Below are 15,495 nucleotides of genomic sequence, written 5' to 3' on the forward strand. Positions count from 1 at the left end.
CGCGACTCGTGGAATTGCCGCGATTGTTGCCGGCACATTGCGTCAAGTTGAGATTGATTCGCGAATATGGATTCGATCAAGATGAGATGTGCATATTTCGGCGATGGCTACTTTCATTAAGTAATCATTGTATAAACTAAAATATTAATGAATCATATTAAGACGGCCTAAACAATTTGTGTACGATAATTCATGTAAAATCATGAAATATTACATGACCTGCCCGGGTGGGTGCTGTGATTTTGCGAGTTGTAGATTCTCGGATCGTAAAATCCCGATATCGCTGATTAACCACGAATCGAGAGAAAAGGTGCTTGTTGAGACGGTGAGTCGAACACGGGGAGTGGGTATGCGTAGCGTTGCTTCGGAAAGCGTTCAGACGGCCCCCAATGGCGGGCGCGTTGCACCTTGGTCACCTAGTTCTGCAGCGCATGGGCGTAGCCTGTTTGCGCCGAGCGACGGCCGGTTTGCCCCGGCCCCGCCGGCACGGCCCGCGCGGCCGCTCGGCGGCTTCGTTCCCTATGCCGGGCATTGCATCGTTCCGGTCAAGACCAACGGGCTGGTCCGCCTGCCTTCGTTCGTGCGCCGCAATGTGAGCAGCGAGGGGCCGAGCATCTTCCTGGGTCTGCATGCGTCGCAAAATTGCCTGGTCGGATCGAGCGTCCGCTGGTGGCAGCAGCTGACGATGCGCTGCGACGACCACCGCTTCGAGGCGGCCGAAACCGCGGGTCGCCGCGACATTCCGCCGCCGCCGGCGCCGTCCCGCCGCCTGTTCGGATTTTGCGAGGAATTCTGGCGCCCGAACGAGTTCGTCAAGCTGCCGAGCTGGGCGCGGGCCGTGGCGGGGATTGCCAATGCGGCGCTGTTCGTCGGCGCGGGCGAGACGTTCGAGATCTGGTCGCTTGAGGACGCGATGAAGTCCGATGATGCCGATCTGGTTGCGCTGGTCCACTCGGCGACGAAGCTCCAGTGAGCGGGGGCGGGACATGGGGCGCTGTCATCTGACCGGGCATCAGCCGGGCGACCAGATCTGGAACGAGGGGTATTTCTTCACCCGCTGCACCCGGTGCGGGCGCGACATGATGCGCGCGGATGGGCCGTGGCGGACGGTGCCGAGCAAGTATCGCGTGGTGTGGCGCAGCGGCTATCACCGCCACGCGGTGCCAAGCGATTTCGGGCGGCGGCTGCCGGTGGCGGCGAACATGCCGCGCGACAAGCGGGCGAAGCTGCCGCGGGCAAGTGTCGGGAGCATCATGGTCAGCGCGCCCCCGCCGAGCGACGAGGCTCCCGGCGACCGCGAGACGATGGATCAGGCGATTGCGGCATTCCGGTTGCTAGGGATGCGGTGAGTGTGCGTGTAAGCGTGGCGTATGAAAAAGGGCCGGGGAGGCGACTCCCCGGCCCTTTTTTTTGTCCGGTGTGGTGGCCGGGCTTTGGGATCCGGTCCCCGGCAAAGCCGGGGACTCGTCGGTCGGGATCGCTGCGCGACCCGCCGTCCGGACCTGTGCGAGTCTTGAGCCAAGCGAGCTTGGCCAGGCCGCATCAGGTCAGAAATCCATACCGCCCATGCCGCCCATGCCGCCGCCGCCCATGGGCATGGCGGGCTTGTCTTCCGGCAGCTCGCTTACCGCCGCTTCGGTGGTGATGAGCAGGCCGGCGACCGAAGCCGCGTTCTGCAGCGCGGTGCGGACGACCTTGGTCGGGTCGATCACGCCGGCGGTGACCAAGTTCTCGTACGTGTCGGTCGACGCGTTGAAGCCGAACGAGGTGTCGGTCTGGTCGAGCAGCTTGCCCGACACGACCGCGCCGTCATGGCCGGCATTCGCTGCGATCTGACGCACCAGCGAAGTCAGCGACTTGCGGACGATGTCGATGCCGCGGGTCTGGTCCTCGTTGACGCCGGTCAGGCCATCGAGCGCCTTGGTCGCGTACAGCAGCGCGGTACCGCCACCGGGAACGATGCCTTCTTCAACGGCTGCGCGGGTTGCGTGCAGCGCGTCGTCGACGCGGTCCTTGCGCTCCTTCACTTCGACTTCCGAAGCGCCGCCAACCTTGATGACGGCAACGCCGCCGGCCAGCTTTGCGAGACGCTCCTGCAGCTTTTCGCGGTCATAGTCCGAAGTCGTGACTTCGATCTGCTGACGGATCGCATCGGTGCGGCCCTTGATCGCATCGGCTTCACCCGCACCGTCGACGATGGTGGTGTTGTCCTTGTCGATCGAGACGCGCTTGGCGGTGCCGAGCATGCCCAGCGTAACCGACTCGAGCTTGATGCCCAGGTCTTCGCTGATCACTTCGCCCTTGGTCAGGATCGCGATGTCTTCCAGCATCGCCTTGCGACGATCGCCGAAGCCCGGAGCCTTGACCGCTGCGACCTTGAGGCCGCCGCGCAGCTTGTTGACGACCAGCGTCGCGAGCGCCTCACCCTCGATGTCCTCGGCGATGATCAGCAGCGGGCGACCCGACTGCACGACCGCCTCGAGGATCGGCAGCATCGCCTGGAGCGACGACAGCTTCTTCTCGTGGATCAGGATGTACGGGTCGTTGAGCTCGACCGCCATCTTCTCGGGGTTGGTGATGAAGTAGGGCGACAGGTAGCCGCGGTCGAACTGCATGCCTTCGACGACGTCCAGCTCGAACTCGAGACCCTTGGCCTCTTCGACCGTGATCACGCCTTCCTTGCCGACCTTTTCCATGGCTTCGGCGATCTTCTCGCCGACTTCACGGTCGCCATTGGCCGAGATGATGCCGACCTGGGCGATCTCGCTCGAGCCCGAAACCGGCTTCGAACGCGACTGCAGGTCCGCGACGACCTTGGTCACCGCGAGGTCGATGCCGCGCTTGAGGTCCATCGGGTTCATGCCGGCCGCGACCGACTTCATGCCCTCACGCACGATCGCCTGGGCGAGCACGGTGGCGGTGGTGGTGCCATCGCCGGCGACGTCGTTGGTCTTCGAGGCGACCTCGCGGACCATCTGCGCGCCCATATTCTCGAACTTGTCCTTCAGTTCGATTTCCTTGGCGACGCTGACGCCGTCTTTGGTGATGCGCGGGGCGCCGAAGCTCTTGTCGATCACGACGTTGCGGCCCTTCGGGCCCAGCGTGACCTTCACCGCATCGGCGAGGATGTCGACGCCGCGCAGGATGCGCTCACGCGCGTCGCGGCTGAATTTTACGTCCTTGGCTGCCATGGTGGCTATTCCTCTATTTCGTCGCCCCGGCGGAGGCCGGGGCCGATCTGTGGCTTGATGAAACGAAAGAAACTGGGCGGCCCCGGCCTGCGCCGGGGCGACGGCTTAGTTCAGCCGACGATCCCCAGAATGTCGCTTTCCTTCATGATCAGCAGGTCTTCGCCGTTCACCTTGACCTCGGTGCCCGACCACTTGCCGAACAGGATGCGGTCGCCAGCCTTGACGTCGAGCGGGGTGACTTCACCCTTTTCGTTCTTGGCGCCCGAACCGGCGGCGACAACTTCGCCTTCCTGCGGCTTTTCCTGGGCGGTGTCGGGGATGATGATGCCACCAGCGGTCTTGGCCTCGGCCTCGACGCGGCGGACCAGCACGCGATCGTGCAGCGGACGGAAGTTCATGGAGCTCTCCTGAACGTGGTTGAATCGATTGTTGGCACTCACCCCCGGCGAGTGCCAGCAGCGGGCATATGGGTGAGCGTCCGATGGGCGTCAACGGGGTGCCCGCCGGTTTGACGCAATTTGTCGGTAAATGAGTTAGAACTTCAGCTGCATCTGTATCACTCCCTTAACACAGTGGCTTTACTCGCTTGCGCACAGGCCTTACCTGTGCGTCAATCGCGCGGGGCATTTCGGAGAATTCAGACGTGAAACTGGTACGCGGCGCATGGAAGCTGCTGGTCGGCATCAAGGACGCTCTGGTCCTGTTGTTCATGCTGTTGTTCTTCGGGGCGCTGTTCGCGGTGCTCTCGGCCAAGCCCAATCCGGGCGGGGTCAAGGACGGCGCGCTGGTGCTGGCGATTGACGGCACGATCGTCGAGCAGCCGGCCGAGGCCGATCCGTTCGGCGGCTTTGGCGGCGGCCAGGTACCGCGCGAATATCGCATGCGCGACCTGGTCCGCGCGCTCGACGCGGCGAAGGACGATGCGCGGGTCAAGGTGGTCGTGCTCGACCTCGACCGGTTCGGTGGCGGCTATCCCGCTGCAGTCGCCGAAGTCGGCGAAGCGATCCGCCGCGTGCGCGACGCGAAGAAGCCGGTGCTGGCCTATGCCACCGGCTATAGCGATGCGAGCTATCTGCTCGCCGCCAATGCCAGCGAGATCTGGGTCGATCCGATGGGCGGCACGATCTTCAGCGGACCCGGCGGGTCGCGGCTTTATTACAAGGGGCTGATCGACAAGCTCGGCGTGACCACGCACGTCTACAAGGTCGGCAAGTTCAAGTCGGCGGTCGAGCCCTATATCCTGACCGCCCAGTCGCCGGAGGCGAAGCAGGCCAATGAGGCGCTGTATGGCGCGATCTTTGGCCAGTGGCGCGAAGCGGTGAAGAAGGCGCGGCCCAAGGCGCGGATCGAACCGCTGCTGACCAATCCGGCCGATGCGGTCGTCGCCGCCAATGGCGATTTTGCCAAGATGAACCAACAGCTCGGCATGGTCGACAAGCTGGGCGACCGGCTGGCGTTCGGGAAGCGCGTGGCGGAAATCGCCGGGGTCGACGCGAACAAGCCGGCGGGCAGCTACAAGACGATCAAGCTCGCCAACTGGCTGGAGGCCAACCCGGTCAAGAAGACCGGCGACGCGATCGGCGTGATCACGGTTGCCGGCGAGATTGTCGATGGCAAGGCCGGGCCGGGCGTGGCCGCTGGCGACACCATCGCCAATCTGCTGCTGAAAGGGCTGGCCGACAAGAAGCTGAAGGCACTGGTCGTGCGCGTCGATTCGCCGGGCGGGTCGGCGCTGGCGTCCGAACGCATCCGTCAGGCGATCCTGGTGGCCAAGGAACAGAAACTGCCGGTCGTGGTGTCGATGGGCAGCCTGGCCGCCAGCGGCGGATACTGGGTCTCGACTCCCGGTGACGTAATCTTTGCCGAGCCGAACACCATCACCGGATCGATCGGCATTTTCGGCATCCTGCCGACGTTCGAGAACAGCCTGGCCAAGATCGGCGTGACGTCGGACGGTGTTAAGACCACGCCCCTGACCGGCCAGCCCGACGTCTATGCCGGCACCAATGCCGAGGTGGACCGGGTGCTGCAGTCGGGCATCGAGCAGGGCTATCGCCGCTTCATCGGCCTCGTCGCCGGGTCGCGCAAGATGACCACCGCGCGGGTCGACGAGATTGGTCAGGGCCGCGTGTGGGACGGCGGAACCGCGCGTCAGCTGGGGCTGGTCGACCGGTTCGGCAATCTTGACGATGCCGTCGCCGAAGCGGCCAAGCGCGCCAAGCTGGACCCGGCCAAGACGCATGCGGTGTTCCTGGAGAAGGAGCCCGACTGGTTCAGCGCGCTGATCGCCGGGCTGATGTCGGGTGGCGACGGCGACGAGGAAGAGGCTGCTCCGGAGAGCGGTGGCGACCTCTACGCCCGGATCGCCGGGGATCGTCGCGCGGTGCTGGCGCAGGCGCTGGGCGATGCCAAGCGGCTGGCGGGTGCATCGTCGATGCAGGCGCGGTGCCTGGAGTGCGCGGCCTATGGTCCGATGACGGGGCCGCAGGCACAGGCGGATGCGCGGCTGATCGATCTGGTGATGGCGAAGCTCGGCTGGTGATTCAGATCCAGCTGCGTGCCGCGGAGCCGGGCGATGCTGCGGCGATTGCCGCCATCTACGCGCCCTATGTGCTGACCGGGACGGTGAGTTTCGAGTTCGATCCGCCCGACGCGCGCGCGATGCGCGGGCGGATGGAGGCGTCGGACGGGCTGTATCCGTGGATCGTCGCCACCAATGGCGAAGGGAAGGGTGTGCTGGGCTATGCCTATGCCACCAAATTCCGCGAGCGCGCGGCGTATCGCTATGTCGTAGAGACATCGGTCTATGTCGCGGGCGCGGTGCAGGGGCAGGGCGTCGGGCGGTTGCTCTACGAAGCGCTGATCGACACGCTGCGCGCGCAGGGATTTGTCCAGGCGATCGGCGTGATCTCGCTGCCTAATGACCAGTCGATCAAAACGCATGAGCAGGTGGGCTTTCGTCGCGCCGGGCAGTTGCGCGAGATCGGCTTCAAGCAGGGGCGCTGGGTCGATATCGGCATCTGGCAGTGCGAGCTGAATGACAGCGCGATCCCGCCGATCGAGCCCAAGCCGTTCAGCGAAGTCGGGGTAGTTCGGGCCTGATCCGCGACTAATTTTGCGACTTCAAAGCTTCTTGTCGCCAATTCCTGCTATGATGACGGTATGGACGAGGGACGCGGCTACCGGCTCGAGATCGATCGCGCGCGCAAGCTGCTGATTCTTACCGTGTCGACGATGCAGTCGCCCGAAGACTCGGCATGGGCCGGTGAAGAATTGCGCGCGGCGATCCAGAGTTTCGGGCCGGATATCGGCCAGCATGTGACGCTGTATGATGGCAGCGCAATTCCCAGCCTGCCCACCGCGACGGTCGATCAGATGCTCCAGACACTGGACCACCCAGCCGTCCGCGCCATCTGGGCCCGCAAGGTCGCCTTTGTCGTGACGACCGCGACGGCGCGACTGCAGATCAAGCGGCTGCAGCAGGTGCGCGCGGACATCGCCGTGTTCGATACGCGCGATGCGGCCATTGCCTGGCTGATGGAAGCTTAGCGCCCGCCGCGATAGGCGGGGAGGGCGAGTTTCCAGCGGATTGCGGCGGCGCGCAGGGCGAACCCTGCGCTCGCGGCGGTGAGGCTGGCGGCGTAGAGCGGGAGGCCCAACAGCGTCAGGCCGACATGCAGGCCGGAGGCAAGCGCGGCGGCGGTGACGTACAGCTCCGGACGCATCAGGATCGACGGCTCCCCCGCCAGCACGTCGCGGATGATGCCGCCCGCGCATGCCGTCAGCACCCCCATCAGCATCGCGGGGACCGGTGGGATACCAAAACTCAACGCCTTGGCCGCGCCGAACACGGCATAGGCGGCAAGGCCGAGCGCATCGAGCCAGTCGAACCCCTGCCCCTGCCACCAGCGCTGGGGCGTGACCCAGATGATCGCGGCAACGCCCAGGCACAGAGCTGCGACAAACGGGTGGTGCACCCACCACACTGGGGCTCCGATCAGAAGATCGCGAATCGTGCCGCCCCCGACTCCGGTGACCAGCGCGAAAAAGGCGGCGGTAACGAAGGTCTGGCTACGTCCCGCTGCCGCCAGCGCCCCGGTGGCGGCAAACACCGCGATGCCGAACAGGTCGAGCCAGGGCAGGACGGTGCCAAGTGGGAGCGGGGTGGGCGACATGAGCGTCCTGTCTCACCCCGCTCGCCCGGGGTCAACGCGTCGCGCCGACGCCGAGCCTGGCAAGGACGCGCAGCACCCGCTGAATGTGCAGCACGGGGAGCATCGCCGCCTTGAAGATCGTTGCAACGATGATCAGCGTCATCGCGGGGAAGCCCCAGTGCAGCGCCTCCAGCGTCTCGGTCGCGGCGAAGAAGCGCCAGGCGGCATAGACCCCGGCGAAGAACATCAGCGTCTGGGCGGCGAGCACCACTGCGCTGGTCCAGCCGAGGCTGCCGCCGAACAGCGATCCGACCTGGGTGAGATAGCCCGGCTCCTCGCCGATCTGGCGCAGCAATTCGCGTTCTTCGGCGGCGATGGCGGCGTCGATGTCCTGGTCACGCATGGGTTTCTCCTTCCAACATGGTCTTGAGCCTGGCGCGGGCGTGCAGCAGGCGGGTCTTGACGGTTCCGGCGGGGATGCCGAGCGCGACCGCGGTTTCGGCGATGCTCAGCCCCTCGAAATAATGCAGCGCGACGGCGGCGCGATGACCGTGCGGCAAGGCTGCGACGGCGCGGCGCAGCGCGGTGCCGTCGACGGCGTCTTCCGGGCTTGGCGGCGCGGGCGGCAGGTCGTCCTCCAGCGCGGACTCGATCGCGCGGATCGCGACGCGGGCACCGATCGCGGCGGCGGTCTTGCGCGTGACGATGCGATAGGCCCAGGCGGGGAAGGCGCGTTCGTCGCGTAGTGCAGCGATGCCGCGGACGATGTCGATCCACGCCGCCTGCACCGCTTCCTCCGCCATCGCGCGGTCGCCGGTCAGCCGCCAGCCATGCGCGACCAATCGGCGGTGCCAGCGCGCGACCAGCCGGTCGATCGCGCGCCGGTCGCCCGCCTGTGCGGCGACGACCAGCCATGCATCGGTCGTGCGTTCGTCGAGATGCGTTGCCCCGTTCATGCGGACTAGGTGCGCCCGAAGCGGCATCCGGTTCAATCGATGACGTGATTTCTCGCTTGGCGCGGCGGCGTCACTGTGGAGAATGGGTGCCATGAAGGACTATCCGCCCCGCCTGATCGGCCTGGCCGTTGCGCTGGCCGCGCTTGCCGGGTTCGTCGATGCGATCGCCTTTACCCGGCTGGGCGGTTATTTCGTGTCGTTCATGAGCGGCAATTCGACCCGGCTGGGCGTCGGGATCGGGCTGGCGGACGGGACGGCGGCGCTGGCGGCGGGCTTGATCCTGGCGTTCGTGGCTGGGGTCATGGTCGCGACGATCGTCGCCCGCCGCTTTGCCGAGCGGCGCAAGGTCGCGGTGCTGAGCGCGGTGACGGCCACGCTGACCTTGGCGGCGGCGCTGTGGATGGTGCTGCCGGGGCCGCTCCCGCTGCTGCTGGTCGCTGCAGCGATGGGGATGGAAAATGGCGTGTTCGCGCGCGATGGCGAGGTGGCGATCGGTGTGTCCTATATGACCGGATCACTGGTGCGGATGGCGCAGCGGCTGGCGGGGACGCTGATGGGCGATCCGGACCGCTGGGCGTTCGTGCCGCACCTCGCGCTGTGGCTGGGTTTTGCCGTCGGCGTGGTGCTGGGGGCGAAGGTGGGGCTGGCGGCGGCGGATGCGGCGTTGTGGATTGCGGCGATCGCCGCGGGCGGGCTGACGCTGGTGGCGGCGGGGCTGACGCGCGGACGCGGGCCGTCCGCCGCCTGACCTATTTCCGCGGCGCCGGCATTGAACGCCCGCCCTGGTGCAGGATCGCGCCGGTCACCTTGCCGCTGGCGTCGCGGGTAAATTCGACCTGGGCGTCGACGACCTTGAGGAAGAAGCGGTCCTTGCTTTCGGGGAACAACTCGAATTCCTGCTGCCCGGTGGCCTGGGTCATGAGCTTGCCGTCCTTGACGCGCATCGTGATCGCGAAGGTTGGGGCGAGTTCGTACACGCCCTCATATTGGGCGAGCTGATCGGGGGCGACCGTGATCTCCTTGCGCTCGGCCGCGAGCGTGACGGTGCCGCCGCGCGCGAGCGTCATCAGTGCCTTGGACAGCTTGCCGGGCGACGGGCCGTTGAGATTGCCGAGCACGACCACGGTGAGCTTGCGGTCGGGGTCATAGGCGAGCGAGGTGTTGAAGCCCTCGATCCCGCCGCCATGTTCGATGGTGGTGACACCGCCCGCGCTCTGGACGCCGATGCCGAGCGCGTAGCCGTCCTTGTAGGGGGTACGGAAGGCAGCGAGCGTGGCGGGTTTGAACAGCTTGCCGCCATAGATGCCGCGCTGCCATTTGAGCAGGTCGCGCGTGGTGGAGTAGAGCCCGCCCGCCCCCTGCGGAATGGTCATGCTGATATAATCGGCGTTGACCGGCCCCTTTGGCCCCGGCGCGTAACCCGATGCACGGCGCGGCAGAATCATCGCGTGGCTGTCATAGCCAGTGTCGGCCATGCCGAGCGGCTTGAACAGGTTCTCTGCGACGAATGCGGCGTAGCTCTGGCCGCTCAATTTCTCGACGATCGCGCTGAGCAGGACGTAGCCCGAATTGGAGTAGGCGAACTTTTCGCCCGGCGCGAACTCCAGCGGTTTGTCGCGGAAGCGCGCGATCAGGCTGTCATGGGTCGCGGGCAGGGTCTTGGTCGCGCCGTAATCGGGGAAGTTGGTGAAGTTGGGGATGCCGGCGCTGTGGGTCAGCAGATGTCGGACCGTCACCTTGTCCCAGGCGGCGGGGGCATCGGGGAGGTAGGTCTTGACCGGCGCGTCGAGCGTCAGCTTGCCGCGGTCCTGCAGCAGCAGGATCGCGACGGCAGTGAACTGCTTGGTGACCGATCCCAGGCGGAACTTGGTCGCGCCATCATTGGGGATGTTCCACTCGAGATTGGCCGAGCCATAGCCCTTGTCGAACAGCACCACATCGTCGCGCGCAACGAGGACCGCGCCCATGAACGCGCCCTTGTCGGCATCGTCGCGGACCACCGCATCCATACGAGCCGGGTCCTGCGCGAGCGCGGGCAGCGGGGCCAGCACGAGCGCAGCAAGTGCGATGGCGGCATAACGGCGCATGGATCAGTCTCCCCCTGTGTGTTACTCGACTATAGCGGTCGGACAGGGGATGGCAACCGGTGGCGTGTGTTTAACCCGAGCGCTGCATCGGATTGTGCCGTCGCCCGATGGGACGGTGCCACACGGCCCGATCGCGTCCGCCGCTCTTTGCCTCGGCGAGCGCAGCGTCGGCGCGAAGGAGCAGCGAGTCGAAGCGGTCGCCTGCGGTCGCGCCGGTGACACCGGCGCTGACCGTCACGCGGATCATCTCGCCATAGCGGCCCGGCGTTTCGAGGCCGTAGAGGCCGGTGCGCACGCGTTCGGCGACGTTCATCGCCTCGGCCTGCGTGTCGGCGCGTATGAACGCCGCAAACTTCGCGCCGTCGATGCGCGCGCACAGATCGCCGTCCCGCAGCAACGCGGCTATGCCGTTGGCGATGGTGATCAGCGCGCGATCGCCGTTTTCCTCACCATGGGCAGCGTTGATCCGCTGAAGGTGGTCGATGTCGAAGACGAGCAGATAATGACCGTCGTTGCCGAGCACATCGAGACGAGCATCGACCTCGCTTGCCAGATAACGGCGGTTTGGAATCCCGGTCAACGGATCGCGGGTCGCAATCAGCTTGAGCTGAAGATTGGCGCGGCGCAGCGCCTTGGTCCGCTCGGTCACCTTGCGCTCCAGTTCGCTCTGCGCCGATCCGATCCGTTCGGCCATCACGTCGAAATCATGCGTAAGCTGCGCCACTTCGTCGCGTCGGGCGACGCGGTCGACATCGACGAAGCGGGCGCTGGGAACGCGGCGGGTGAGCGTGCGGGTGCGTTCGATCAGGCGCGCAAGCGGCTGTCCGACGCGGCGGCGCAGCAGCCAGGTGATCGCCAGTGCCTGAAGCACCAGGCAGACCGCAGCGGTCAGCGCGATGCGCAGGATCAGGCGGTAGGATTCAGCCTGCATCACCGCCGGATCCTGCACCACCAGAGCATACCAGCCCGGCGTATCGATCCGACGCATCGCGACGAAGCTGTCGAGCGCTTCGCCGAGATAGCCGTCCTTGCGGTGCTGCTGCACGAAGGCCCACAGCGCCGCCAATTGCGGATCCCGTGTCGTCGTCAGATCAAGCATCGATTCGGGACCGGACCGCTTTTGATGCGTGTAGCTGGGATGATGGATCAGACGACCCTCCCGCGAGATCAGGATCACACCGGTCCCGGGCAGGCCGTTCAGGCCATGGGCCGGAAGCAAATCGTCGAGCGGCACGCTGGTCCCCCAGCTACCGACATGCCGGCCACCGATATCGACGGGAGTCATGCAGCCCGTGGTCCAGGTGCCGCCGGTGCGATCATACAGGATGTGACGCAGCGCGGTGCAGCGCATCGTGCGCGCCGGGTTGACGGCACGGGTGGTGATCGTCGCAAATTCCTGTTGTTGGAAGTCGAAACTGCTCGGCGCATCCTTGCGGTAGAAGCGCAGCCCGTCGGGGCGGTTGGCGGCGAAGATGACCAGCGCATTGTGGGGCGTGAAATAATAGAGGCTTTCGAGTTCCGGGCTGACGCCTTCACCCAAGCGGCTGACGATTCCGGTCGCGGCCATCAGGCGGCGGCGCTCGTCTGCTTCGGGTTCTTGGGGAATGAAGCCACCAAGCGTGCGGATATGGCCGAACGGCGTGCTGGCGCCGGTGTAGAGCGCATCGGCGCTGCGGCGGCCGCCGCGCGGATCGGCGGGGAACAACGTCGCGAACGCGGCGGGATCGTCAAGCCGGGGATTGGCAGACAGCTCGGCCCGCAACAGATCGCTGGCGCGATTATGGGTCGCGCGGATGCGGGCGAAGCGCGCCTCCTGTTGCTGGGCAACCTCATGCGCATAATGGTCGAGCGTGGCCAACCCGCTGTCGCGCGTGCGACGGGCGCTGTCCTGATAGGATACGATGCCCGCCAGGACGAAGATCAGCCCGATCAGCGCGGACAGCGTGATTGCCGTCCGTGTCGCAATCGACATGTCGCGTAGAAATGCGGATGGGCGTGCGAACATCGCTCCGCATTAGCGGGGGCGGGTTAAGCTGCAGCTAATGTGCGCAGCGCGGTGTCGCTGCTACCAGCAGAAGCGCGTGTCGGCGCCGTTTTCCTTGCGCCCGGCGATGAGCTTGGCGCGGTTTTCCGCGTCGGCAAGATAGGCCGTTTCCTTAGCCATATCCTCGCGCAATCGCGCCAGCGCCGCATCGAGCAAGGCCTGGCGGTCCTCGCCCTTGGCCGGGCGGGCGGTGTCGAAGATCGGCTGATAGGGGTTGGCGGCGACCCAGTCATAGGCTTTGCGGCGCAGCGCCTGTTGATTGTCGATCTTGCAAAAGGCGTAGCCATTGATCGTCGGCCCGGCGAGCTGGACGAACGCGCCCATTGCCGCGCGCGCTTCGCCGCCTTCAGCGAACATGCCGGGGCGGTCATAGCCGCTGAGCACGCCCGCCATCGCCATGAACCGGTCCTTGGCGACGTAGAACCAGAATACCGACTCATCGCGCGCGCCGACATCGTAGAGGCGCGCGGCCAGCACCATCAGTGCCAGCGGGCTGACCTTGGCCGGATTGGCGCGGACGCGTTCCTGCGCCGCCAGCACATCTTCGGTGCGGTCGGAGCGGAGCAGGGGGTCGAGATCAGGATCGACCCGCACCACCCGCTTCGATGCCTTGGCCGCGCTGGAATAGAGCGGGGTGACGTAAAGATCGACGCTGCGCACCGGCTTTGCGTCGGATGCGACCGCCAACGCAAATGCCATTGCGATCATGTCGTCCCCCCGCTCGATCGCGATCAGATGTGGATCGGCTTGCCCGTCACCGCCATCGCCGCTTCCTTGATCGCTTCGCTGTGCGTCGGATGGGCGTGGCAGGTATAGGCGATGTCTTCGCTGGTCGCGCCGAATTCCATCGCCTGGGTCGCCTGGGCGATCATCGTGCCGGCGAGGCTGGTGATGATCCACACGCCGAGCACGCGATCGGTCTTGGCGTCCGAAATGACCTTCACGAAGCCGTCCGGCTCATGATTGGTCTTGGCGCGGCTGTTACCGGCCATCGGGAACTTGCCGACCTTGATCTCGCCCTTTTCCTTGGCGGCTTCTTCGGTCAGGCCGACGCCGGCGATTTCGGGCATGGTGTAGACGACCGATGGGATCAGGTCGTGGTTCACGATTCCGGTGAGCCCTGCGATATTCTCCGCGACCGCAATCCCTTCATCCTCGGCCTTGTGCGCCAGCATCGGGCCCGGGACGACGTCGCCGATCGCCCAGATGCCGTCGACCGCGGTTTCGAACTCGTGGCCGACCTCGATCTGGCCGCGCGCGTTGACGGTGAGGCCAGCGGCTTCGAGGTTGAGGCCGTCGGTGTTGGGACGGCGGCCGATCGCGACGAGGACATTGTCCGCCTCGATCGTCTCCGCCGCGCCGCCCTTGGCCGGTTCGACGGTGATCGTCGCCTTGCCGCCATCGACGGCGACGCCGGTGACCTTGGTCCCGGTCTTGAACTCGATGCCCTGCTTCTTGAACAGCTTTTGCGCCTCCTTGCGCACGTCGCCGTCGAAGCCGGGGAGGATCTGATCGAGATATTCGACCACGGTGACCTTCGCGCCGACGCGGCGCCACACGCTGCCCAGCTCAAGCCCGATCACGCCGCCGCCGATGACGACGAGATGCTCGGGCACCTTGGCCAGTTCGAGCGCGCCGGTCGAATCCACCACGACCTGCTGATCGACGGTGACGCCGGGCAGCGGGGTGACGCTGGAGCCGGTGGCGATGACGATGTTCTTGGCGCGGACGGTGCGCCCCTCCCCATTATTGGCGCCGACCTGAACCGTGTCCTTGCCGGTGAACGCCGCATAGCCCTTGAGCCACTCGACCTTGTTCTTCTTGAACAGATATTCGATGCCGCCGGTCAGACCCTTGACCGCGTCCTTGCGCTGCGCGTGCATTGCGTCGAGGTCGAGCTCGACGCTGCCGAGCTTGACGCCAAGCTTGGCGAGGGCGCCGCTGGCCGCTTCGTTGTACAGCTCGGACGCGTGCAGCAGCGCCTTGGACGGGATGCATCCGACATTGAGGCAGGTGCCGCCCAGCGTCTCACGCCCTTCGGCGCACGCGGTCTTGAGCCCCAACTGCGCCGCGCGGATTGCCGCGACATAGCCGCCGGGCCCGGCACCGATCACGAGGACGTCGAAGTCGTATTCAGCCATTTTCTTCACTCCGTCGCCCCGGCGGAGGCCGGGGCCGCTCTCGGCAAGCGCGTCGAGAGCAACATGGCGGCCCCGGCCTGCGCCGGGGCGACGTAATTACTTACAGGTCGATCAGCAACCGCGTCGGATCCTCGATCGCGTTCTTGAGCGCGACGAGGAAGGTGACTGCTTCACGCCCGTCGATCAGGCGGTGGTCGTAGCTGAGCGCGAGATACATCATCGGGCGGATGACGATCTGGCCGTCGCGGACCACGGGGCGGTCCTCGATGCGGTGGAGGCCGAGCACTGCCGACTGCGGCGGGTTGATGATCGGGGTCGACATCAGCGAGCCGAACACGCCGCCGTTGGAGATAGTGAAGGTGCCGCCCTTCATCTCTTCCATCTTGAGCGTGCCGTCCTTGGCGCGCTTGCCGAAGTCGCCGATGGTCTTTTCGACCTGTGCGACGCTCATCTGGTCGGCGTCGCGGATCACGGGGACGACCAGGCCCTGCGGCGCGGAGACCGCGACCGAGATGTCGGCATAGTCGTGATAGACGATCTCATCGCCGTCGATCTGCGCGTTGACGGCGGGGATGTCCTTGAGCGCCATCGTCGCGGCCTTCACGAAGAAGCCCATGAAGCCGAGGCGGACGCCGTGCTTCTTTTCGAACAGATCCTTGTACTTGGTGCGCGCTTCGATGACGGCGGTCATGTCGACGTCGTTAAATGTGGTGAGCAAAGCGGCGGTGTTCTGTGCGTCCTTGAGGCGGCGGGCGACGGTCTGGCGCAGGCGGGTCATCCGCACGCGCTCTTCCTTGCGGCCGCCGGTCGCGGCCGGGGCGGCGGTCGTCGCAGCCGGGGCAGGCGCCGCAGCCGGGGCGGCGGCGGGCTTGGACGAGGCGGCGGCGATCACGTCTTCCTTGGTGATGCGGCCATCCTTGCC

The 15,495-nt window shown here is 66.0% G+C and carries 16 protein-coding genes; 6 read left to right on the forward strand and 10 right to left on the reverse strand.

The window, feature by feature from the left end; all coding sequences use genetic code 11:
* Positions 1 to 349 precede the first annotated feature (349 nt).
* Together KYX69_RS18380 and KYX69_RS18385 are read left to right on the forward strand one after the other, a co-directional pair.
* Complete coding sequence (locus KYX69_RS18380) at positions 350 to 973, forward strand: hypothetical protein (RefSeq protein WP_300499937.1); 624 nt, start codon at positions 350 to 352, stop codon at positions 971 to 973.
* Positions 974 to 986: 13 nt separating this feature from the next.
* On the forward strand, positions 987 to 1,349 hold the full coding sequence (locus KYX69_RS18385; protein ID WP_300499938.1) for a hypothetical protein: 363 nt from the start codon (positions 987 to 989) through the stop codon (positions 1,347 to 1,349).
* A 198-nt stretch (positions 1,350 to 1,547) separates the two neighbouring features.
* Here KYX69_RS18385 and groL read toward each other — a convergent pair whose 3' ends face one another.
* Together groL and groES are read right to left on the reverse strand one after the other, a co-directional pair.
* Complete coding sequence (gene groL, locus KYX69_RS18390) at positions 1,548 to 3,191, reverse strand: chaperonin GroEL (protein ID WP_300499941.1); 1,644 nt, start codon at positions 3,189 to 3,191, stop codon at positions 1,548 to 1,550.
* Between the two features lie 110 nt (positions 3,192 to 3,301).
* Positions 3,302 to 3,589, reverse strand: coding sequence for a co-chaperone GroES (gene groES, locus KYX69_RS18395; RefSeq protein WP_066660780.1), 288 nt, complete (start codon positions 3,587 to 3,589; stop codon positions 3,302 to 3,304).
* A 245-nt stretch (positions 3,590 to 3,834) separates the two neighbouring features.
* Here groES and sppA point away from each other — a divergent pair, with 245 nt between their 5' ends.
* From sppA to KYX69_RS18410, 3 genes are read left to right on the forward strand one after another with little or no spacing between them, the layout of a single operon-like run.
* A complete protein-coding gene (gene sppA / locus KYX69_RS18400) occupies positions 3,835 to 5,733 on the forward strand; it encodes a signal peptide peptidase SppA (RefSeq protein ID WP_300499944.1) in 1,899 nt (632 codons plus the stop codon).
* Positions 5,727 to 6,293: a GNAT family N-acetyltransferase gene (locus KYX69_RS18405; RefSeq protein WP_300499982.1), complete on the forward strand. Its 567-nt coding sequence runs from the start codon at positions 5,727 to 5,729 to the stop codon at positions 6,291 to 6,293. The genes sppA and KYX69_RS18405 overlap by 7 nt, the downstream gene beginning before the upstream one ends.
* 60 nt (positions 6,294 to 6,353) lie before the next feature.
* Entirely contained in the window at positions 6,354 to 6,740 is a 387-nt protein-coding gene (locus KYX69_RS18410) for a hypothetical protein (RefSeq protein ID WP_300499947.1), read from the forward strand.
* Here the strand turns inward: KYX69_RS18410 and KYX69_RS18415 are convergent.
* The 3 genes from KYX69_RS18415 to KYX69_RS18425 are packed head-to-tail and all read right to left on the reverse strand — an operon-like array spanning position 6,737 to position 8,301.
* Positions 6,737 to 7,366, reverse strand: a complete 630-nt coding sequence (locus KYX69_RS18415) for a trimeric intracellular cation channel family protein (protein WP_300499950.1) — start codon at positions 7,364 to 7,366, stop codon at positions 6,737 to 6,739. The two genes, KYX69_RS18410 and KYX69_RS18415, sit on opposite strands and share 4 nt — an antisense overlap.
* A gap of 31 nt (positions 7,367 to 7,397) precedes the next feature.
* Positions 7,398 to 7,748, reverse strand: coding sequence for a DUF6768 family protein (locus KYX69_RS18420; RefSeq protein ID WP_300499953.1), 351 nt, complete (start codon positions 7,746 to 7,748; stop codon positions 7,398 to 7,400).
* Positions 7,741 to 8,301 carry a sigma-70 family RNA polymerase sigma factor gene (locus KYX69_RS18425; protein WP_300499955.1) on the reverse strand — a complete coding sequence of 187 codons (561 nt, stop codon included), beginning with the start codon at positions 8,299 to 8,301 and terminating at the stop codon, positions 7,741 to 7,743. The genes KYX69_RS18420 and KYX69_RS18425 overlap by 8 nt, the downstream gene beginning before the upstream one ends.
* 91 nt (positions 8,302 to 8,392) lie before the next feature.
* On the opposite strand from KYX69_RS18425, the gene KYX69_RS18430 reads away from it, so the two are divergent.
* Positions 8,393 to 9,049: a DUF1275 family protein gene (locus KYX69_RS18430; RefSeq protein ID WP_300499958.1), complete on the forward strand. Its 657-nt coding sequence runs from the start codon at positions 8,393 to 8,395 to the stop codon at positions 9,047 to 9,049.
* Position 9,050: 1 nt separating this feature from the next.
* Here the strand turns inward: KYX69_RS18430 and KYX69_RS18435 are convergent, their stop codons facing one another.
* The 5 genes from KYX69_RS18435 to odhB form a co-directional block, all read right to left on the reverse strand.
* Positions 9,051 to 10,388, reverse strand: coding sequence for a serine hydrolase (locus KYX69_RS18435; protein WP_300499961.1), 1,338 nt, complete (start codon positions 10,386 to 10,388; stop codon positions 9,051 to 9,053).
* Between the two features lie 70 nt (positions 10,389 to 10,458).
* A complete protein-coding gene (locus KYX69_RS18440; RefSeq protein WP_300499964.1) occupies positions 10,459 to 12,360 on the reverse strand; it encodes a GGDEF domain-containing protein in 1,902 nt (633 codons plus the stop codon).
* Positions 12,361 to 12,453: 93 nt separating this feature from the next.
* Positions 12,454 to 13,140: a hypothetical protein gene (locus KYX69_RS18445; RefSeq protein ID WP_300499967.1), complete on the reverse strand. Its 687-nt coding sequence runs from the start codon at positions 13,138 to 13,140 to the stop codon at positions 12,454 to 12,456.
* 23 nt (positions 13,141 to 13,163) lie between these two features.
* Positions 13,164 to 14,573 (reverse strand): dihydrolipoyl dehydrogenase, encoded by a 1,410-nt coding sequence (gene lpdA / locus KYX69_RS18450; RefSeq protein WP_300499969.1) that lies wholly within the window; start codon positions 14,571 to 14,573, stop codon positions 13,164 to 13,166.
* A 100-nt stretch (positions 14,574 to 14,673) separates the two neighbouring features.
* The coding region (gene odhB, locus KYX69_RS18455; protein ID WP_300499972.1) for a 2-oxoglutarate dehydrogenase complex dihydrolipoyllysine-residue succinyltransferase at positions 14,674 to 15,495 on the reverse strand (822 nt) is incomplete at its 5' end.

The organism is Sphingomonas sp. (assembly GCF_030145815.1).
Taxonomy (GTDB): Bacteria; Pseudomonadota; Alphaproteobacteria; order Sphingomonadales; family Sphingomonadaceae; genus Sphingomonas.